This window comes from Xylanibacter ruminicola, assembly GCF_900142525.1.
Classification (GTDB): domain Bacteria; phylum Bacteroidota; class Bacteroidia; order Bacteroidales; family Bacteroidaceae; genus Prevotella; species Prevotella ruminicola_A.
In genome coordinates, this window is sequence record NZ_FRBD01000010.1 from 60,228 (window position 1) to 80,747 (window position 20,520).

The following is a 20,520-nucleotide window of genomic DNA, read 5'->3' on the forward strand; positions in this document are numbered from 1 at the left end:
GCAGTCCATAAAATGGATTGATTTTATGGAAAGAAAGTACATTTTCGTAACAGGCGGCGTGGTTTCTTCACTTGGAAAAGGAATCATCTCGGCCAGCATCGGCAAGTTGCTGCAAGCACGCGGCTACAAAGTAACAATACAGAAGTTTGACCCCTACATTAACATTGACCCAGGTACGCTGAACCCCTACGAGCACGGCGAGTGCTACGTGACGGAGGACGGCTTTGAAACCGACCTGGATCTGGGTCACTACGAGCGCTTTACAGGCATACACACCACACGAAACAACTCAATAACAACCGGTCGCATCTATAAGACGGTGATAGATCGCGAGCGCCACGGCGACTACCTGGGAAAGACCATCCAGGTGGTGCCACACATCACCGACGAAATTAAGCGCCGCATGCTGCGCGAAGACGAACCCGAGGAGCAGCTGGACTTTGTGATTACAGAGGTGGGCGGCACCATAGGCGACATAGAGAGTGCGCCGTTTATGGAGGCCATCCGACAGTTGCGCTGGCAGTTGGGCCGCAATGCAGTATGCGTACACCTGACGTACGTGCCCTATCTGAAGGCGGCCGACGAGCTGAAGACCAAGCCCACACAGCACAGCGTGAAAGAGCTGCAGGGCATGGGTATACAGCCCGACATACTGGTGCTGCGCACAGAGCGCCATCTGGACGACTCGATGCGCATGAAGGTTGCATCGTTCTGTAACGTCGACCTGGAGTGCGTGGTGCAGAGCGAGGATATGCCTAGCATCTACGAGGTGCCAGTGAGCATGCAGAAACAGGGACTCGACGCTGCCATCATGCGTAAGATAGGTATACCCGTAGGCGAGACACCTGCCATGAAGGGCTGGCACGACTTTCTGGCCAAGCAGCGCAATGCCACACGCGAGGTACACATCGGACTGGTAGGTAAGTACGACCTGCAGGATGCCTACAAGAGCATACGCGAGAGCCTGAACCTGGCTGGTATATATAATAATGTGAAGGCCAAGCTGCACTTTGTGAACAGCGAGGAGATAACCAAGCAGAAAGTGGCCGAGAAGCTGCAGGGTCTGCAGGGCATCGTGGTTTGTCCTGGCTTTGGTCAGCGTGGTATCGAAGGTAAGATTATCGCAGCCGAATATACTCGCGAAAACGACATCCCCACCTTCGGCATCTGCTTAGGCATGCAGATGATGGTGATAGAATTCGCTCGCAACGTACTTGGCTATAAGGATGCCAACAGCAGCGAGATGGATGAGAAGACGCCTCACAACGTGATTGACATGATGGAGGAGCAGAAGAACATCACCCAGATGGGTGGTACCATGCGACTGGGCGCCTACGAGTGCGAGCTGCTGAAGGGTAGCCGCGTTTACGAGGCCTACGGCGAGGAGACGCTGATTAAGGAGCGCCATCGCCATCGCTACGAGTTCAACAACAAGTATCAGGAGGAGTTCGAGAAGAACGGTATGAAGTGCGTGGGTATCAACCCAGCCGCTAACCTGGTAGAAATAGTAGAGATACCTGAGAAGAAATGGTACATAGGAACCCAGTTCCACCCAGAGTACTCATCGACGGTACTGAACCCACACCCACTGTTTATGAGCTTTGTAAAGGCTTGCGCCAAGTAATTGAACATTGAACATTGAAAATTGAACATTAATGGAACAGCTGAAGCACGAATGCGGCGTGGCAATGATAAGATTGCTGAAGCCACTTGACTACTTCGAGAAGAAATACGGCACTTGGGCCTACGGTTTCAATAAGCTCTACCTGATGATGGAGAAGCAGCACAACCGTGGACAGGAAGGCGCAGGACTTGCCACAGTATGCTTAAACAAGCAGCCTGGAACAGAGTACATGTTCCGTGAGAAGGCCGAGGGCAAGAACGCCATCACAGAAATCTTTTCGCGCGTGACGGAGGAGATGGCAGGCGAGCTCTATATGGGACACCTGCGCTACTCTACCACAGGCAAGAGTGGACTGACGTTTGTCCACCCATTCCTGCGCAGAAATAATTGGCGAGCCAAGAACCTGTGTCTGTGTGGAAACTTCAACATGACCAATATAGACGAAGTATTCGATTTCCTCACAGCGCAGGGGCAATCGCCACGTATCTATGGCGACTCGTACATCACCCTGGAACTGATGGGACACCGCTTGGACCGCGAGGTGGAGCGCCTGTTTACAGAGGCCAAGGAGAAGGGACTGGAGGGCATAGACATCACCAACTATATAGACGATAATGTGGAGATGGCCAACGTGCTGAAGACCACCATGATTCACTACGATGGCGGCTACGTGATGTGCGGACTGACCGGCTCGGGCGAGATGTTTGCCGTGCGCGACCCCTGGGGTATACGTCCGGCCTTCTTCTATCGCGACGAAGAGCTGATAGCGCTGGCCAGCGAACGCCCTGTGCTACAGACCACTTTCGATGTAGATCGCGACAAGGTGGTTGAGTTGAAGCCAGGTCAGGCACTCATCGTACACAAGAACGGCGACATCAAATTGGAACAGATTCTTGGTGGAAACACGGCGCAGTCCAATGGTCCGCTCGGCTCTGCCGCTTCGCAAGGCGAAGAATGTTCAATGGTCAATGTTCAATATAAATATAGCGCTTGCTCGTTCGAGCGCATCTACTTCAGTCGTGGTTCTGATTGCGACATCTATCAGGAGCGCAAACGACTTGGAGAGCAGCTTACGCCTGCCATCATGAAAGCCATAGATGGCGATGTAGACCACACCGTATTCTCGTATATACCAAATACAGCCGAGGTGGCCTATTACGGCATGACCGATGGCGTGCGCAAACTGCATGGCGACGTGAGAACAGAAAAGGTGGTGTGGAAGGACATTAAGCTGCGCACCTTTATCTCAGCCAATACAGAGCGTAACGACCTGGCAGCCCACGTGTACGACATCAGCTACGGATCGCTGACGCCTAACGTGGATAACCTGGTGATTATCGACGACTCCATCGTTCGAGGCACCACGCTGAAAGAGAGTATCTTTAAGATTCTGGACCGTCTGCACCCCAAGAGGATTGTGATGGTGAGCAGTTCGCCACAGATTCGCTACCCTGACTACTATGGCATAGACATGGCCCGACTGGAGGAGTTCTGCGCCTTCCGTGCCACCATGGCGTTGATAGAGGAGCGAGGCATGTGGCAGCTGGTGAACGACACCTACCTGGCCTGCAAGCGTGAGCTGCAGAAACCCAAGGAGGAGATGGAGAACTGCGTGCGTGCAGTATATGCCCCATTCACAGTTGAAGAGATAAACAATAAGATTGTAGAGATGTTGCGACCTGCTGACATGCAGGCACCTATAGAGCTCGTTTTCCAGAGCATTGAGGGCCTCCATGAGGCCTGCCCCAACCATCCAGGCGACTGGTACTTTACTGGTCACTATCCAACCCCAGGCGGAAATCGCCTCGTTAACCAAGCTTTTATTAACTACATTGAGAGCAAGACTTCAGCTAATAAATAGGTTGAAACATTGCTTAATCAAACCACCCCTAACCCCTCCTTGTTCTTCAAGGAGGGGAATAGCGGGAAAGTAATCCCCTCTTTCTTACTTCTTTAGCCAGTTTTCGATGCGCTGCAGCGCCTCATCAGTCTGCTCGTGACTGCCAAAGGCTGTGAAGCGTACGTAGCCTTCGCCAGAAGGACCAAAACCTACGCCAGGTGTGCACACTACGTGGGCGCCATAAAGCATCTCCTCGAAGAACTTCCACGAGCTTGATGTCTCAGGCGTCTTAGCCCAGATGTATGGCGCATTCTCGCCACCATAGCACTCAAATCCTAAGCCACGAAGCGTGTTGAGCATCTTCTTGGCATTCTGCATATAGTAGTTGATAGTATCCTTAATCTGCACCTTGCCCTCAGGTGTATAGATAGCCTCGGCAGCACGCTGAGAGATATAGCTGGTGCCATTAAACTTGGTGCACTGACGACGATTCCACAACGGATTCAATGGGATGCGCTCGCCAGTAAGCGTGGCGGCTGTAACCTCCTTAGGAACGATGGTATAGCCACAACGAACGCCTGTAAAGCCAGCGGTCTTTGAATAAGAATGGAACTCGATGGCACACTTGCGCGCACCACGAATCTCGTAGATGCTATGAGGAATCTTGTCGTCCTGAATATAAGCCTGGTAGGCTGCATCGTAGAAGATCAGGGTATCGTTTTTCAGTGCGTAGTTAACCCACTTGCGCAGCTCCTCTTTGGTGATGACGGTACCTGTAGGGTTGTTAGGATAGCACAGATAGATGACATCCACACGGCGATCGGGCAGCTGGGGCACAAAGCCGTTCTCGGCATTACATGGCATGTATACGACATTAGACCAACGACCATTCTCCTGAACGCCAGCACGACCAATCATCACGTTCGAGTCGATATAGACAGGATAGATAGGATCGGTAACGCCAATAGAGTTGTCCCAACGAACCAGCTCCTGAATATTACCTGTATCGCTCTTGGCGCCATCGTTGATAAACACCTCATCGCGATCCAGATGGATACCACGTGGCAAGAAATCGTTCTTCAAGATAGCATCACGCAGAAAATCGTAGCCTTGCTCTGGACCGTATCCACGGAATCCCTGACGGGTGGCCATCTCATCGGCAGCCTTGTGAATGGCCTCGATGACGGCTGGCGCCAACGGCTGAGTGACATCGCCTATACCAAGCGAGATGACATCAACTTTGGGGTGCATAGTCTTAAAAGCGTTTACCTTTTTGGCAATATCAGCGAACAGGTAGTTGTTCGGCAGTTTCAAGAAGTGGTCGTTTACTAATGCCATAATAATATAATGTTTGCGTTAAACAATTCTTTTTTACGGGTGCAAAGGTAGCACATTTTGGATAAATATTAAAGAAATACTTAGCATAATCATCTTCGTTTTGGCAAAAAGTAACAAATTATAAGTATTTTGGGCGTTTTGCTTACAATCTGAAAGAAAAACTAAAATAATGCTAACAAAAGAATAAGAGAGAAAAATAAAAAATAACAAAATGTGCACGATAACAATTGTTTTACTATCAAAATGCATTAACTTTGCACCCAAGAAATGACAAAGTGTCATCAAATTCGTGTTTTATATATTAATTAGGTAAAAGTTTGAAAGGTATGAAAAAGATTGAAGCGATTATCCGTAAGACTAAGTTCGAGGAGGTGAAAGCTGCTTTGCTATCATCCGACATCGACTGGTTTGAGTACCATGACGTTCACGGCATCGGACAGAGCCGTCAGGAGAGAATCTATCGTGGTGTACAGTACAGCACCGACGTGATCGAGCGTGTCGCTATCACCATCGTGTGTCGCGACATTTTCCTCGATCCAACAGTAAAGGTGATTCTGCAGGTAGCCCACACAGGAGAAATTGGCGATGGTCGTATCTTCGTGAGCGATGTAATCGACACATGGTCAATACGTACTGGTGAGAATGGTGACACTGTACTTCGTGACAAGAAGTAATTAAGAATTAAGAGTTAAGAATTAAGAATTAAATTTTCAGGATTATGAACGAAATTGGAATATCACTCGATACCGTTTGGATGCTATTGGCAGCCATGTTGGTTTTCTGGATGCAGCCAGGATTTGCCCTCTGTGAGGCAGGTTTTACACGTAGTAAGAACACGGCTAACATCCTGATGAAGAACTTTGTTGACTTCATGTTCGGCTCATTGCTGTTCTTCTTTATTGGCTTCGGCTTTATGTTTGGCAGCGAAGGTGCTGGTTTCATTGGTATGCCTAACTGGGGCGACCTGAGTTTCTATAGTGGCGATCTGCCTGTTGAAGGTTTCCTGATTTTCGAGACCGTGTTCTGTGCCACATCTGCTACTATCGTTAGTGGTGCTATGGCCGAGCGCACCAAGTTCTCTATGTACCTTATTTATAGTGCAGCTATCTCGCTGTTTATCTATCCTATCGAAGGTCACTGGACATGGGGTGGTGGCTGGCTCTGCAACGATGCTGCCGACAGCTTTATGATGAGCACTTTTGGTGATGTATTCCACGACTTTGCTGGTTCAGCTATCGTACACAGCGTAGGTGGTGTGCTGGCTCTGATTGGTGCTATCGTACTTGGCCCACGTATTGGTAAGTATAGCGAGGATGGCAAGAGCAACGCTATTCCTGGTCATAACCTGGCTATGGCTTCTCTGGGTGTATTCATCCTCTGGTTGGGATGGTTCGGATTCAACCCTGGTTCACAGCTGGCTGCCTCTGGCGAGGTTAACCGTATTGCTATCAGCCACGTATTCCTGACTACTAACCTGGCTGCTGTAGCTGGTGGTACTGCTACCATGTTCCTCACCTGGTTTAAGTATGGCAAACCATCGCTCTCACTGACTCTGAACGGCGTTCTGGCTGGTCTGGTAGGTATTACTGCTGGTTGCGACCTCGTATCGCCTATGGGTGCTGTCATCATCGGTCTGGCTTGTGGTATCGTACTGGTTTACGCTATCGAGTTCATCGATCACAAGCTGCATATCGACGACCCTGTTGGTGCTTCTTCAGTGCATGGTGTATGTGGTATCCTGGGAACCATCATGACAGGTCTGCTGTCAACCTCTAACGGTGCTTTCTATGGTCATGGTTGGGGATTCTTTGGAGCTGAGTGCTTTGGTATCCTGGTTATCGACCTCTGGGCAGCTGCATGTGGCGTAGTTCTGTTCTATGGTATCAAGAAGTTCCACGGCCTGCGCGTTGACAAGCGAATTGAGGAAGAGGGTCTTGACGTATACGAGCACGGAGAGATGTGTTATAACTAATCCCATCCCCGATTTCCCCTCCTGAGTTCTTGGACAAGCCAAGCGGCAAAGCCGAGCGGGAGGGGATAGGGGTGGTCTGAATAAATAATTTAAAGAGAGAGAGAATTATGAAAAAGATTGTTTTAATGGCGATGATGTTCGCTACAGGAATTGGTGCTATGGCACAGGATGAAGTTGAAACTACGATTGCTGCTGATGTTGTAAGCCAGTACATCTGGCGTGGTCAGGACTTAGGCAATGTTTCGTTGCAGCCTACTCTTGGCATCGGCTATAAAGGTCTTTCGCTCACAGCATGGGGTAGCGTAGGACTGAGTGAGCCTAGCGACACCAAGGAGTTCGACCTTACGCTCGCTTATACTAAGGGCGGATTCAACATCGGCATCACCGATTACTGGTTCAACACTCCTGAGGAGCGTTACTTCCTCTACGATGCTAATAAGACCAGTCATGTATTCGAGGCAAACATTGGTTACGACTTCGGAGCTGCCAGCATCCAGTGGTTTACCAACTTTGCTGGTAACGATGGATTGAACAAGGACGGCAAGCGTGCCTACAGTTCATATCTGGAACTCAGTGCGCCTTTCAAACTTGCCTCTGTTGATTGGAGTGCAACTGTAGGTGCCGTTCCTTATGCCACCGACTTCTATGGTGTTGATGGTTTTGCTGTAACCAACGTAGCTCTCAAGGCTACCAAGGACATCAAGGTTACTGATTCGTTCAGTATCCCTGTGTTTGGCCAGATTGCAGCCAACCCAAGCACACAGAAAGCTTATTTCGTCTTTGGATTCACGCTTCAGCCGTGAGTCCAAGGACTCCCTTTTAAAACAAAATGCAAACATTCAAACAATAATAAAAAAGACAAAAAACTATGTGTGGAATAGTAGGAATTTTCCGCTCGGCGACGCAAGGAGACGCTTGCCAGAGCAAGAATTTGAAGGAGCAAACGCACCAACAACGTGAGAAGGCATTAAAGATGAGTCAGAAAATCCGCCATCGCGGACCTGACTGGAGTGGAATTTATTGTGGCGGATCAGCCATTCTGGCCCACGAGCGATTGAGTATTGTGGATCCAGAATCGGGTGGTCAGCCTTTGTTTTCGCCCGACAAGAAACAAGTTCTCGCAGTAAACGGCGAGATTTACAACCATCAGGAGATACGTCGCATTTATGCTGGAAATTACGAGTTCCAGACGGGAAGCGACTGTGAGGTGATTCTGGCGCTTTATCGCGATAAAGGCATTAACTTCCTCGAAGACCTGAGTGGTATCTTCGCCTTTGCACTCTACGACGAAGAGAAAGATGAATTCCTCATTGCACGCGACCCCATTGGAGTTATCCCACTTTATATTGGTTACGATGCTGATGGAACCGTATATGTAGCCTCAGAGTTGAAAGCCCTCGAGGGTCAGTGCGAGCGTTACGAGCCATTCCTGCCTGGACACTACTACTGGAGTGGCGATCCTGGTATGAAACGCTACTACCAGCGCGATTGGTTCAGCTATGATGCAGTAAAAGACAACACAGCCAGCGTACCTGCAATACACGATGCACTTACAGCTGCCGTTAAGCGCCAACTGATGAGCGACGTGCCTTATGGCGTGCTGCTCTCTGGTGGTCTTGACTCTAGCGTCATCTCGACCATCGCAGAGAAGTTCAGTGAGCATCGTATCGAGGACGATTCCAAGACTAAAGCCTACTGGCCACGTCTGCACTCGTTTGCAGTGGGTCTGAAGGGGGCACCCGATCTTGCTAAAGCCAAAATGGTAGCCGACCACATCGGCACCGTCCACCACGAAATCAACTACACTATACAAGAGGGCTTGGATGCCATCCGCGATGTCATCTACTTTATCGAGACCTACGATGTAACCACCGTTCGCGCCTCAACACCTATGTATCTGCTGGCCCGCGTTATCAAGTCGATGGGTATCAAGATGGTTCTCAGTGGCGAGGGAGCCGATGAGATTTTTGGAGGCTATCTCTACTTCCACAAGGCGCCATCGGCCAAGGACTTTCATGAAGAGACCGTTCGTAAGCTCTCAAAGCTGCACATGTACGACTGTCTGCGCGCCAACAAGAGCCTGAGCGCCTGGGGCGTAGAGGGGCGTGTGCCATTCCTCGACAAGGAGTTCCTCGATGTAGCCATGCGCACCAACCCAGAAGCCAAGATGTGTCCAGGCACAACGATGGAGAAGAAGATTGTGCGCGAGGCCTTTGCCGATATGCTGCCAGCCGAGGTGGCTTGGCGCCAGAAAGAGCAGTTCAGCGATGGCGTAGGTTACTCTTGGATCGACACCCTGAAACAGATTACATCAGAGGCTGTCAGCGATGAGCAGATGGCGCACGCTGCAGAGCGATTCCCCATCAACCCTCCCAAAAACAAAGAAGAATACTATTACCGCTCTATATTTGCTGAACACTTCCCCAGCGACTCTGCTGCTAAGAGTGTTCCAAGCGAGGCCAGCGTAGCCTGCTCCACTGCCATCGCCTTAGAGTGGGATGCAGCCTTCAAAGGCATGAATGATCCTTCAGGACGTGCTGTCAAGGGCGTTCATGAACAGGCCTATTAACCTTCTTCCCAGTTTTAATCTTTACTAAGCACCCTCCCGTTTTGGGAGGGTGTTATTATGTTTTCTATGTTAACAAATTATAAAACGCCTCTGCTCTATGCAGTCTTTTTGATTATTCATACACTATATAAGCAAAGATATTTAAATTTGCAACTTAAATTAATTAAAGTATGAAACTAACCAAAAGCATTATTGCAGTAGTATCAGGCTTGCTGATGATGACAGCATGCTCAAAAAGTGATCCAATCGACAATGGGAATAAGAGTGAATATGGATTCACTCGAAGTCCTCACAATCAAGACATTATTCCAGTTAATCTGATTAATCTCTCTGAATTACCACAATGGTTGAGAGAAAAGACAGAGGGTTGGACTGAGAAGGATCGCAAGTTAGCTGGATATAAGATTTACAGAGGTAAATATAACAGTGAGATGATATATTACATCGATAATCTGCTGAGTTCATGGATAGGCTTCTATTGCGCAGACGGTAGCATCTTCATGGATGGCGATTGGAATTCTGTTACAGACTGGGAATGTATCTATTCAGAACTCCCCTTCATACAAGCACTTACAGGCATTCTGCATTTCGACCCTAATACAGAAACTTGGGACCATTATGTTGAAAGCGATAACAAGCGCTATTACATCTGGGGATGGCTCAGCACAGACGAGTTGAGTAAATATAACGGAAAGTTTGTACAGCTAGGAGGTTTTTCTTGGGGCGATATCACAAATGTTAAGACCGATTGCCCCTCTGGCATAACCTGCTATGGCATTGATGCCACTTACATCCGTATGGGCGTGCAATAGTCTATCCAAAAATGGAGGCAACAGAACTATATCAGCTATATAAACCTAAACTCCTTGGCATATGCAGACAATATGCCAAGGATGATGGTGTAGCAGAAGATTTGCTTCATGATGCCTTCGTGATTATTCTATCTTCGCTCGACAAACTCGAAGACAAGAATAAGATAGAACCATGGATGACATCGATAGTCAGAAACACATGCTATCACTATCGTCAACTTACAAACAAAGAGCAATCTGCATTACACCAGTTGGCCAATGAAAAGCAGGAAACCAATGAAACTGCCATGACGCCTGATTACGATCAGCTAAAATCGCTTGTAGCCCAGTTGCCACAAGGCTATCAGCAGGTTTTCAGGCTCTCTGTATTCGAGGGACTTTCGCATCAGGAAATCAGCAGAACTCTTGGTATTGCTCCCCATTCTTCTTCATCGCAACTGTTCCATGCCAAACGGATGTTGAGGCAGATGGTAAAACAATCGTGGGTACTCATATTATTGCTTCTAGCCATACCTGCTTATATATGGCTGTTTATGCAGAAAGAAGAAACTAAAATTGAGAATACTCAGATGGCAGAAAAAACAATCAAGATCAAGCAACCTGAGCAGCCAAAGGCACCTGAGTCTTCAGAACCTGATGCTCCTATCATCATCAACAGAATGCCATCAAGCAAGATAATACTTGCAACTCCATCTGTTGATGCTATTGATACTGCCACTTATCAGATAGTAATCCCACAGATAGAGGAGATGCAGGAAACGAATAATCAGGCACTCGTCGACACAACAGAAGTTGAGGAGCAGAGAGAGGTTTTACCAATCAGAACCTTAGAACCAGAACCAGTATTATTGGCTCAGACCAAGAAGCGCAGCAATCCTTGGAATATCACATTGACATACAGTGGATTGGGTAGAAACGACGATTATCTAGCAGCAGCAACAATTGGTGATATGAGTTTCGATGCTGCCAGCAACACCATGCTGCCAGCAAGCGCCAGCAACTGGATAGACTACGATTTCTATCTCAACACCGCACCTGGTATTGTTATGGATGCCGAGACACGTTCGCTTATGAACATTGCTGCCCAAAACTCAAGCATCAACAATGGATGGATAGAAGCCCGTTATGAGCACAAACTGCCTATAACACTGCAGGTTATGCTTAACCGCCAACTCTCTAAGCGACTGTCGGTCGAGGCTGGATTAAGCTACACCAACCTCAACTCTACTATCACCACAGGTAGCACTCGAGCTTATATTCAGGAAGAGCAGCGTATTCACTACCTGGGCATCCCTGTCCGCATCAACTGGCAATGGCTCTGCAAGTCAAAACTCTGTCTCTACTCAGGCTTTGGAGCCATGTTCGAGACGCCTATCCATAGCAGTCTTAACATCACTCATATGGCTGGCGGACAGAACACATTCGGCAAGTCGTCTACACTCAGTCCATCTAACCAATGGTCTACTTCATTGGGTGTAGGCCTGCAATACAAGCTCACACCAAACATTGGTCTCTACTTGGAGCCTAGTCTGCAATATTTCATTCCTAACAGCAGTTCAGTTGAGACATATCGCACAGAACACCCGTTAGAGCTAACACTTCCAATTGGAGTCAGAATCAGCTGGTAAGGCGAAAAAAGGCGAAAAATGGCCCTTTGTGTAATAATATGTAATCGATTTCTTGCAAAAAAGCAGGAAATCTTTTACTTTTGCACCGTCCGGACAGACAAACTGATTGTTGAACCATTTAAAAATTAGAAAAGTATGAAGAAGTTTTTAATCATGGCACTGATGGCCTTGTTCGGCCTCACCACCGTGAGCGCTCAGAAGACCGTAGTAGCTCAAAAGAATCAGCAGGTATTCGACGTAGTAGAGAAGATGCCTGAGTATCCTGGTGGTCAGGCTGCCCTGTTCGAGTACCTTAGCACAAACATCAAGTATCCTGCCGATGCCGAGAAACAGAAGATAGAAGGCAGAGTGCTTGTCACATTCGTGGTGAATACCGATGGTAGTATTACCGACATTGAAGTAGTAAAGAAGGCTTTCCCATCGCTCGATGCTGAGGCTGTAAGAGTCATATCAGGCATGCCCAAGTGGACTCCTGGCGAGCAGAAGGGCCAGAAGGTAAGAGTAAAGTATACCGTACCTCTTAATTTCCGCCTGAAATGATATTTTTCGTTTATCTCATATTCTCTCTCGTTATTGTGGGCTGCTCGCATCAGGAGCAGCCCCACAACAGCGTTATTACCCAAGCTGAACAGATAGTAGTAGAGCATCCTGATTCGGTGGTTATCATGCTCGAACCGTATTGGGCTGATACAACGCTCTCTAATCCTGATCGTGCCCTCTTCGGATTGCTTTATACCGAGGCCTTGCATCGCAGCGGATTGGCTACAGAATCAACTCAGCTTATCCAGTTCAGTAGAGACTATTATGAGAGTCATAACGATAAACCGCGATTGGCAAGGGCCTTTCTGCACCACGCCATCGTGCTCTACCACAAGCAGCAAACCCACGAGGCCGTGCTCACCATGAAGCAGGCTGAACAGATAGCTTCAGAGGTTAACGATCCCGTTCATAATTGTTACCTCTATTCCGTGCTTGGCGACATCAACGACAATGTGGGAAACTATACCCAAACGCTTCGATATTACAAGCTTGCTCTGGCCACAGCGCGCCAATGCCACAAGGACGACTGGATAGTAAGGGCGCTTAACAATATTGCCCAGACCTATGATATGCTGGGCGAGACGGATAGTCTGCATTACTACAACGAGCTGGCCAAGCCCTATGCGCCTAAAACCGATGGAGAGATTCGCGCCACCTATCTTACTAATGTGGCTAGCTACAAGATGCAACTGGGCAAGCGCCATGAGGCCAAGCAGCTATTGCTCAAGTCCCTGCAGGAGGCGCCTACTGATAGAGCTTCAAAACTCCTGGCCGATGTGTATCTGGCTGAGCACGATACAGTTAGCGCAGCTGAACAATGGTATCGACTGGTTAACTCCTTCTCGCCCGATGTCAGCATCAGCTCCTATCGCCAGCTGATCAGATACCTCACCAATCGTGGCGATGCTGAAAGGGCTGCCTATTTCAGCAGCTGCCTCAACGAGGTCTATCACGATCTCTACCAGCGCAGCGATGCAGCCAGCATCATCGACCTGCAGGCCCAGTTCGACGAGCAGCAAAAGGAGCGCCAGCAGTATCAAACCACCATCTTGTTGCTTTCAGCCATTCTGTTGCTGATACTCATCACGATAGTAGCCATCTGGTACAGTCGTCGAAGGATTGACCGCCTCAACGCCCGCTTTGTTGAAAGTCAGAAGAAGTACGACCGCACGCGCGAGGAGCTGACCCAAATGCGATTACAGCGCGAACGCGAAGAACGTGAGAATTCAGAGCAACTCAAGACCATCGTTGCCTCTCTGCATGCCTCAGCCAATAAAGGCCGTGCCGCCTCTGATGAGGATATGAACGCCTTGGCCCAATGCTCTTACGCCCTTAGTCCCAATCTGCAATTGCTCTTCGCACCACTCAACGCCAAGGAGCAGAGCATCTGTCTGCTCATCCGCCACAACTTCCAGCCTACGGAGATTGCCACACTGACCATCTCAACCCCTCAAACCATCACCAACACCCGCGTCCGCCTCCTCAAAAAACTCTTCAACGAGACAGGCGGCGCCAAAGATTTCGACACCAAACTCCACGCGTTCGAATAGAAATATGAAAACGACCTCCCCGCTCGACCTTTGGCGCTTGCAAGGCAAGAAAGCCGAGCGGGGAGGTTTGTCAATATAACATGCGGAAACCTGTTAAATGTTGCTTTTTTCTTGTATTATTGGAATTATTGTTTTATATTTGCAAACGAAATCTATTACAACAACAGACCTATTACCGGTTTAATTTATTAATTTTTTTTCTTTCATACGTATGAAAAAGTTATTTTTGACATTGTGTGTTGCTCTGTTCGCTATGGGCGCACAGGCACAGCAGAAGGGTGATTTTGCACTTGGTGTAAAGGGTGGTCTTTCATTTACAAAGTTTCAGTTCGGTGATTATAAGGAGAACATTACAAGAGGTGCTGTTGGCGCTTTTGCCCAGTACAATCTTTCCAATCACTGGCGCGCTGAACTTGAGGGTATCTACCATCCCAAAAAGGATAATGTATCTGATTTTACTGCAGGTCTGAATATTCAATATCTAGTTAATGTGTGCGAGGGGGTTAAGTTTTATCCTCAGTTTGGTTATGCATTGGCTTTTGTGCATGAGGATGATATTGTTTTTGCTAACGGAAGCACTATTAGTCATGACAATAATAATTCTACCGATGGCGGTATTCAGTTTGGTTTGGGCGCTCAGTTCAATATTGGTGAAAAGGCATTTATCCTAGCCGACTATAAATTCCAGCCAGGTATCTTCGGCGACTGCCACGTTGTAAATGTGGGTGTTGGATTCAGACTCTAACATTATGAACATTAAACTTCACACCCCAAAGAGCTTAAAGGCGGGCAGCGGAATGGCTTCGATGAAGCAATTCTTGTTGTCGATAGTTGCCACCTCCATATCTATCGCACTTACATTCGGAACGGCGGCTTTCCTTGACAACAAAAAGAAACAAAGCGAGAAACGCGAGATTGTGATGATGGTGATGTACGATATGTACAACTCGCTCAAATCGATTGAAAAGGCCGACTCGATGATTCATCAGTCGATGGAGATCCAGAGGCAGATAGCGGAAGATACCACCAAGTTTGAAACGTACAAGTTTAAAATGGTACATCTGATGCCGAAGGTGGAATATACAGAAACCACAGAGCGCATCTTCTCATCGAGCATCGAAACCATCAACACCGTGGGCAATGTTCTCTTCACCGAAAATGTGGCAGAGTTCTATCAGAATCGCCAGTATTACAAAACGATGGTCTGTGACTCTGTGACTAATGAATTAACCCAAACTGCGGCTATCTCCACATTAAAAGGCACACTAAATTTTAGTTACTTGATTTATGCCGTAATCAGCACTGGTACTCTGAATGACATGCAACAACAGTATGCCCAGTGCAAGCAGATGATGGAAGTGAGCGATGAGGAGATAGAGGCTTATCGGAAGCAAAGAGAACAGATAGATAAAGGTACATCTAAGGGTAATGAAGCAACTGCCTCCATCATCAACGAAATCAAGGAGTTGCAAAAGAGTATTGATGAGTCGAAAGCAAAACTTCTATTTTCTAAGTAGCTCTACTATGCGGGACATTTGATTGGGGATGCGGATTTGCTGGGGGCATTTGGCGAGGCATTCCTCGCAATCGGCACAACTGCGGGCCCAGGTTTCTACGTTGGGCAGGGCATTGCGCAGGCCATCGGCAAACTGCTGTTTCTTGGTGGCATAGTCGACAGCTTGCTTCTCGGGGAGGGGCAGGATGTGGTTGTTAACGGCCTCGTTGTAGTAGGCAAAGTTGCCTGGAATGTCAACGCCGTAAGGACAAGGCATGCAGTAGGCACAAGTGGTGCAGGGGATGGTGGGGAAACCTGCCATCTGGTCGGCAATCTCGGCCAGCAGCGTGTTCTCGGCCTCGGTACAGTTTTCGAGTGGCGAGAAGGTCTCCACGTTCTCCTTAAGGTGGCCCATCTGGTTCATACCGCTCAGCGTAGTGAGGATGTTGGGGTGAGAACCCACCCAACGGAAAGCCCAACGGGCGGTGCTATCATCAGGGCGAACGGCCTTCAACTGATCAGTAAGCTCCTTGGCCATCTTGCCAAAGGCGCCACCACGCAGGGGCTCCATAATGACGCATTGCACGCCCGTCTTCTCGCACTTATTATACAGGTACTCGGCATCGGCATCCTTACGCCAACCGTTACCCATAGAGGCATGGCGCCAATCGAGGAAGTTCATCTGAATTTGAACAAAATCGAAGTGGTACTCCTCCTGATGGTCGAGTAACCAGTCGAACGGACGCACATCGCCATGATACGAGAAACCCAAATGACGAATGCGACCAGCCTCGCGCTCCTTCAACAGGAACTCGAGCAGATGGTTGTCGAAGAATCGCTTGTTGAGTGTGTCCATACCTCCGCCGCCAATGCTATGCAGCAGGTAGTAGTCGATATGGTCCGTCTTGAGGCGCTGGAACGACTGGTAGTACATCTTCTGAGACTCTTCGAAGCTCCACAGGCGCTGATTCTGGTTTGACATCTTGGTGGCGATGTAATATTTGTCGCGCGGATGGCGGCTGAGGGCATTGCCCGTAAGCACCTCCGACTGACCGCCCATATACATGGGGGCGGTATCGAAGTAGTTCACGCCGTGCTCGATGGCATAGTCAACCAGCTGGTTCACCTCTTCCTGATTATTGGGCAATCGCATCATGCCAAAACCAAGCAGAGAAATCTGCTCGCCAGAACCATGCTGCACGCGATAAGTCATGCGATTAGGTGAAACCGCCTTTTTCTCGTTTTGAGCCAACGCACGCAGCGGACCCATGACGCTTGAAGCCATAGCGGCTCCTGCGCCCATACCTAGGCGGCGCAGGAAGTCGCGACGACTCATGTTTCTTTTCTCCTCCATTTCAAACAAGTTTTAGTTAAGTTATTCAGCATCTAACAGCAGTACACGGCTGCTCCAATCGCTCTTCTTGCTCCACTCAGGTTCGTTGCGATAAGGCATCTCTAGACCGTGATTCATTAAGTAAGCACCACTGAAGGTCTTGCCCTCAACATCCATAGGCTTGAGGTCGATGCGGTTCAGCTCGTGTACCTTATAATTCTTATTAGCATCAAGGCCAGCCATTTTTACACGAGGCAGATGCTCGTTTTGGAACGACTCGGTCTTCCACCAGAAGAACACGCTCTTTGATTTCTGCTCATCGACATACATGAGCGAAGCAACGCCCTTCTTATCGTAAGGCGAAACCAGGCGATAGATATCGCCAAACTGTACGATAGGACGAATCTGCTTATACTCAGCAATGGCATTACGGCACAGCGCCTTCTCCTCATCAGTCATATTCTTAGGCTGAATCTCCATACCCAGACGTCCGCTCATAGCCACATCGATGCGATACTTCATGGCTGTGGTGCGGAAAACGGTATGGTTTGGTGTGGCCGAAATGTGGCAAGCCATAGCGATGGCTGGGAAGAAATAAGAGGTGCCCCACTGCATATAGATGCGCTGGAGGGCATCGGTATTATCGCTCTCCCAGAACTCGTCGAAGTAGGGCAGTACGCCCCAGTTAGCACGTCCGCCACCAGAGGCACAAGCCTGAATGGTCAAGTCGGGATACTTGGCGCGAATACGCTGGCAGGTCTTCTCCAATCCACGATGATACTCGATGTAAAGATGGCTCTGATCGTTCATGGTGAGGTACTGCGAACCGTGGTTCATAATCGACATGTTGGCATCCCACTTGATGTAGTCGATCTCTGGATACTTGGTCATCAGATTATCAACCACAGAGAACACAAAGTCTTGAACCTTAGGATTGCTCATATCGAGAATCAACTGCGTGCCTCCACGGCCTTTAACGGCATCGCGCTTGGGAGCCTTGATAATCCAATCGGGGTGAGCATCGTAGAGCTCAGAAACAGAGTTGGTCATCTCGGGCTCAATCCAGATACCGAACTTGATGCCGTGCTTCTTAGCATCGCGCAGAAGTCCCTCGATACCCTCAGGCAGTTTGGTCTTATCAACTACCCAGTCGCCAAGGGCGCAGTTATCGGTTTTACGAGGATACTTATCGCCAAACCAGCCATCGTCCATTACAAAGAGCTCACCGCCCATAGAGGCGATATCGCCCATCATCTGGTCCATACCCTGCTGGTTGATGTCGAAGTAAACGCCCTCCCAAGAGTTGAGCAGAATCTTGCGCTCCTTATTGCCGTGAGCCAGCATGTACTTGCGGCCCCACTTGTGGAAGTTGCGCGAAACGCCAGAGAGACCACACTTTGAGAAGCTGAATGCCACCTTTGGGGTTGCGAAGGTCTCACCCTTCTTGAGGTGATACTCAGAGTTATCGGGGTTGATACCAGCAAAGAAGTAGTGGTACTCAGTATCATCGGTCTCAACCTTGAGCTGGTAGTTACCTGAATAGCAGAGGGCGGCACCAATAACATCGCCACTATTCTCGCGACCTTTTCCATCGAGCGAGAACATCACTTCGGCATGATCGGTATGCGAGTTGCGCGCGCCATCCTTATTCTTAATCACCTTCTGGCCTGCAAGAATGGGCTCTTCAGTCAGATTGGATTCGTTGCCCCAAGAGCCAGAGAAATGCGAAAGCCAAACATTGCCACGACGGATGGGCAGAGAGCAAGATGCAAACTGGGTGAGCGTAACAGGTTTCTTCTCACCATTCTTGATCTCTGTCCAGGTCTCGATAATATCCTCATCGTAAACAGCGCGATAGCAAAGGTCGACAGTTACGGGATAAACAGGATCAACTAGATGGATGCGATACTCACGGTTATTACCTTTGCCCTCAATCTCGTCGACATAATCTGAGCCTAATACCGTCGACATATTGCCATCAGCATGACGTATAGCGATGGCGGCCTCAGCCGGGCAGTTCATACCGTAAGCTGGATAAGCGTCCATACGGCCACTACGAGGCTTCTGCAGATTCTGCAGGTCATAATCACTCAGGCGTGTACCATAATAAACATACTGGGGCTGTTTATCCCCCTCTACATCAAGCACCATAGTGGTGTTTTTAGTCTGGATAACCACTTGTTCGGCCCATGTTGTAGAGGCTGAGATCAAGAGAGAAACTAGAAAAAGAATTTTCTTCATGTTGGAATAATGATTTAGTTGTTAGTGATAATCTGGGCGCAAAGATAAGAAAATAATTTGGTTATTTCAAAAAAAAGTTGTTATTTTGCAGGCTAAAGTATAAGAAAGAGTAAAATAAGTACATACATGAACCAACTGGATATATGGATGCTTGCCATCGCATTGGCTATGGACTGCTTCACGGTATCAATCGTGAGTGGGGTGATAGTGCGTCGCTGGTTGTGGGGCATGATATTGCGCATAGCTTTCTTATTCGGATGGTTCCAAGCCATGATGCCACTTATTGGATGGATGGCTACAAACCATTTTAGCGAACAACTGGAGTTTATTGATCACTGGATAGCCTTCGGACTGTTGGCCTTTATCGGAGGTAAGATGATTCGCGAATCGTTAGGACCAGAAGAAGAAAAACAATTCAATCCCAGAAATCTGAATACCCAATTGCTATTGGCTATTGCCACCAGCATAGATGCGCTAGCCATCGGAATATCTTTTGCCTGTACGGGCTACAGAGAAATCTCACAGATAGCCTATCCGCTATTTATCATCGGCTTGGTGTCGTTTCTGTTCAGTTTGTTGGGTTATCTGCTAGGCGTAAGATTCGGCAGGTCGATAGCACGCAAGCTGAAACCAGAACTGCTTGGCGGTATCATACTGATTGCAATTGGTATAAAAATACTGATTACACACATGTTTACATGATATTAATAGGTAAAAGGAAACTTTTTCCTCATTTTTCGTTTTGATTTAAAACTTTTTATTATCTTTGCACCATGAAGATGATGGGCGAGACGATAGAACTGCACAATCTCAGCATTGGCTACCAGACAAAACACGGCGTAAGAACGGTAGCAACGGGCATAAACGGAACCATCAAGAGTGGTGAACTGACCTGTCTGCTGGGAGCTAATGGTGTAGGAAAATCTACTCTACTAAGAACCCTCTCTTCGTTTCAGCCCAAAACAGGCGGCGAGATCATGCTGGAGGGATGTGAACTCTCAGAATACAGCGATAAACAGTTGAGCCGACTGATAGGAGTGGTGCTTACAGAGAAGCCTGACGTGAGGAATATGACCGTTCGCGAACTGGTTAGTCTGGGCCGATCGCCTTACACTGGGTTTTGGGGAACTTATTCGAAAGAAGACCTACAGGTGGTAGACGAATCCATCGCGATGGTGGGCATAGAGGCGCTGAGTAAGCGTATGGTTCACACACTGAGCGACGGCGAACGACAGAAGGTGATGATAGCCAAGGCATTGGCACAACAGACACCAGTTATCTATCTTGACGAGCCAACGGCTTTTCTAGACTACCCCAGCAAAGTGGAGGTACTACAACTACTAAGTCGCATTAGCCGCGAGGCAGGAAAAGTGATATTCCTATCTACCCACGATGTGGAGCTGGCCCTGCAAATGGCTGACACCATCTGGCTGATGACAAGCGGAGAGGCGATGGCAATAGGGTCGCCAAAAGCACTGGCAGAGCAAGGTGTATTGGGCAGATTCATTGAAAGAGACGGAATAAAGTTCGACGCAGAGTCGATGGCAATAAAAGTTACAAAGAGAATATAATCTATTG

Annotated in this window: 16 protein-coding genes and 1 pseudogene; 14 read left to right on the forward strand and 3 right to left on the reverse strand. The window is 48.3% G+C overall.

Translation table 11 applies throughout. From position 1 onward, the window contains the following. The first annotated feature begins 25 nt into the window (after nt 1–25). Together BUB86_RS07645 and BUB86_RS07650 are read left to right on the forward strand one after the other, a co-directional pair. Nucleotides 26–1,624, forward strand: a complete 1,599-nt coding sequence (locus BUB86_RS07645) for a CTP synthase (RefSeq protein WP_073207870.1) — start codon at nt 26–28, stop codon at nt 1,622–1,624. Between the two features lie 31 nt (nt 1,625–1,655). Next, entirely contained in the window at nt 1,656–3,485 is a 1,830-nt protein-coding gene (locus BUB86_RS07650; RefSeq protein ID WP_073207874.1) for an amidophosphoribosyltransferase, read from the forward strand. Nucleotides 3,486–3,569: 84 nt separating this feature from the next. Here BUB86_RS07650 and BUB86_RS07655 read toward each other — a convergent pair whose 3' ends face one another. Beyond that, a complete protein-coding gene (locus BUB86_RS07655; protein ID WP_073207877.1) occupies nt 3,570–4,802 on the reverse strand; it encodes an LL-diaminopimelate aminotransferase in 1,233 nt (410 codons plus the stop codon). A 326-nt stretch (nt 4,803–5,128) separates the two neighbouring features. Here BUB86_RS07655 and BUB86_RS07660 point away from each other — a divergent pair, with 326 nt between their 5' ends. From BUB86_RS07660 to BUB86_RS07705, 10 genes are all read left to right on the forward strand, one after another. After that, nucleotides 5,129–5,476, forward strand: a complete 348-nt coding sequence (locus BUB86_RS07660; protein WP_013065263.1) for a P-II family nitrogen regulator — start codon at nt 5,129–5,131, stop codon at nt 5,474–5,476. Nucleotides 5,477–5,520: 44 nt separating this feature from the next. After that, on the forward strand, nt 5,521–6,774 hold the full coding sequence (locus tag BUB86_RS07665) for an ammonium transporter (protein ID WP_139261513.1): 1,254 nt from the start codon (nt 5,521–5,523) through the stop codon (nt 6,772–6,774). Between the two features lie 107 nt (nt 6,775–6,881). Further along, nucleotides 6,882–7,577 (forward strand): hypothetical protein, encoded by a 696-nt coding sequence (locus BUB86_RS07670; RefSeq protein WP_073207883.1) that lies wholly within the window; start codon nt 6,882–6,884, stop codon nt 7,575–7,577. Between the two features lie 65 nt (nt 7,578–7,642). Further along, nucleotides 7,643–9,343 carry an asparagine synthase B gene (asnB, locus tag BUB86_RS07675; protein WP_073207885.1) on the forward strand — a complete coding sequence of 567 codons (1,701 nt, stop codon included), beginning with the start codon at nt 7,643–7,645 and terminating at the stop codon, nt 9,341–9,343. Between the two features lie 170 nt (nt 9,344–9,513). Beyond that, nucleotides 9,514–10,155, forward strand: coding sequence for a hypothetical protein (locus tag BUB86_RS07680; RefSeq protein ID WP_073207888.1), 642 nt, complete (start codon nt 9,514–9,516; stop codon nt 10,153–10,155). Between the two features lie 11 nt (nt 10,156–10,166). Further along, nucleotides 10,167–11,783 carry a sigma-70 family RNA polymerase sigma factor gene (locus BUB86_RS07685; protein WP_073207891.1) on the forward strand — a complete coding sequence of 539 codons (1,617 nt, stop codon included), beginning with the start codon at nt 10,167–10,169 and terminating at the stop codon, nt 11,781–11,783. Between the two features lie 135 nt (nt 11,784–11,918). After that, nucleotides 11,919–12,323, forward strand: coding sequence for an energy transducer TonB (locus BUB86_RS07690; RefSeq protein WP_081373151.1), 405 nt, complete (start codon nt 11,919–11,921; stop codon nt 12,321–12,323). Beyond that, a complete protein-coding gene (locus BUB86_RS07695; RefSeq protein ID WP_073207895.1) occupies nt 12,320–13,873 on the forward strand; it encodes a tetratricopeptide repeat protein in 1,554 nt (517 codons plus the stop codon). Before BUB86_RS07690 ends, BUB86_RS07695 begins: the two co-directional genes overlap by 4 nt. A gap of 211 nt (nt 13,874–14,084) precedes the next feature. Next, on the forward strand, nt 14,085–14,618 hold the full coding sequence (locus BUB86_RS07700; protein ID WP_081373152.1) for a porin family protein: 534 nt from the start codon (nt 14,085–14,087) through the stop codon (nt 14,616–14,618). Between the two features lie 4 nt (nt 14,619–14,622). Further along, nucleotides 14,623–15,390, forward strand: a complete 768-nt coding sequence (locus tag BUB86_RS07705; RefSeq protein ID WP_139261514.1) for a hypothetical protein — start codon at nt 14,623–14,625, stop codon at nt 15,388–15,390. Here BUB86_RS07705 and BUB86_RS07710 read toward each other — a convergent pair. Both BUB86_RS07710 and BUB86_RS07715 read right to left on the reverse strand, forming a co-directional pair. Next, a complete protein-coding gene (locus tag BUB86_RS07710) occupies nt 15,376–16,722 on the reverse strand; it encodes an aldo/keto reductase (protein WP_073207904.1) in 1,347 nt (448 codons plus the stop codon). The two genes, BUB86_RS07705 and BUB86_RS07710, sit on opposite strands and share 15 nt — an antisense overlap. A gap of 21 nt (nt 16,723–16,743) precedes the next feature. After that, nucleotides 16,744–18,942: an alpha-galactosidase gene (locus BUB86_RS07715; RefSeq protein WP_073207907.1), complete on the reverse strand. Its 2,199-nt coding sequence runs from the start codon at nt 18,940–18,942 to the stop codon at nt 16,744–16,746. Nucleotides 18,943–19,068: 126 nt separating this feature from the next. Here BUB86_RS07715 and BUB86_RS07720 point away from each other — a divergent pair, with 126 nt between their 5' ends. Further along, complete coding sequence (locus BUB86_RS07720) at nt 19,069–19,644, forward strand: manganese efflux pump MntP family protein (RefSeq protein ID WP_073207911.1); 576 nt, start codon at nt 19,069–19,071, stop codon at nt 19,642–19,644. Nucleotides 19,645–19,721: 77 nt separating this feature from the next. Further along, nucleotides 19,722–20,498, forward strand: a pseudogene (locus tag BUB86_RS07725) (ABC transporter ATP-binding protein); the annotation flags it as partial. Between the last annotated feature and the right edge of the window lie 22 nt (nt 20,499–20,520).

Excerpts from the sequence above, each read along its gene's own strand:
- BUB86_RS07655 (WP_073207877.1), bottom strand. The coding sequence starts at position 4,802 with ATGGCATTAGTAAACGACCACTTCTTGAAACTGCCGAACAACTACCTG.
- BUB86_RS07715 (WP_073207907.1), bottom strand. The coding sequence starts at position 18,942 with ATGAAGAAAATTCTTTTTCTAGTTTCTCTCTTGATCTCAGCCTCTACA.
- BUB86_RS07695 (WP_073207895.1), top strand. The coding sequence starts at position 12,320 with ATGATATTTTTCGTTTATCTCATATTCTCTCTCGTTATTGTGGGCTGC.
- BUB86_RS07700 (WP_081373152.1), top strand. The coding sequence starts at position 14,085 with ATGAAAAAGTTATTTTTGACATTGTGTGTTGCTCTGTTCGCTATGGGC.
- BUB86_RS07670 (WP_073207883.1), top strand. The coding sequence starts at position 6,882 with ATGAAAAAGATTGTTTTAATGGCGATGATGTTCGCTACAGGAATTGGT.
- BUB86_RS07660 (WP_013065263.1), top strand. The coding sequence starts at position 5,129 with ATGAAAAAGATTGAAGCGATTATCCGTAAGACTAAGTTCGAGGAGGTG.
- BUB86_RS07705 (WP_139261514.1), top strand. The coding sequence starts at position 14,623 with ATGAACATTAAACTTCACACCCCAAAGAGCTTAAAGGCGGGCAGCGGA.
- BUB86_RS07680 (WP_073207888.1), top strand. The coding sequence starts at position 9,514 with ATGAAACTAACCAAAAGCATTATTGCAGTAGTATCAGGCTTGCTGATG.
- BUB86_RS07690 (WP_081373151.1), top strand. The coding sequence starts at position 11,919 with ATGAAGAAGTTTTTAATCATGGCACTGATGGCCTTGTTCGGCCTCACC.
- asnB (WP_073207885.1), top strand. The coding sequence starts at position 7,643 with ATGTGTGGAATAGTAGGAATTTTCCGCTCGGCGACGCAAGGAGACGCT.
- BUB86_RS07720 (WP_073207911.1), top strand. The coding sequence starts at position 19,069 with ATGAACCAACTGGATATATGGATGCTTGCCATCGCATTGGCTATGGAC.
- BUB86_RS07665 (WP_139261513.1), top strand. The coding sequence starts at position 5,521 with ATGAACGAAATTGGAATATCACTCGATACCGTTTGGATGCTATTGGCA.
- BUB86_RS07650 (WP_073207874.1), top strand. The coding sequence starts at position 1,656 with ATGGAACAGCTGAAGCACGAATGCGGCGTGGCAATGATAAGATTGCTG.
- BUB86_RS07645 (WP_073207870.1), top strand. The coding sequence starts at position 26 with ATGGAAAGAAAGTACATTTTCGTAACAGGCGGCGTGGTTTCTTCACTT.
- BUB86_RS07685 (WP_073207891.1), top strand. The coding sequence starts at position 10,167 with ATGGAGGCAACAGAACTATATCAGCTATATAAACCTAAACTCCTTGGC.
- BUB86_RS07710 (WP_073207904.1), bottom strand. The coding sequence starts at position 16,722 with ATGGAGGAGAAAAGAAACATGAGTCGTCGCGACTTCCTGCGCCGCCTA.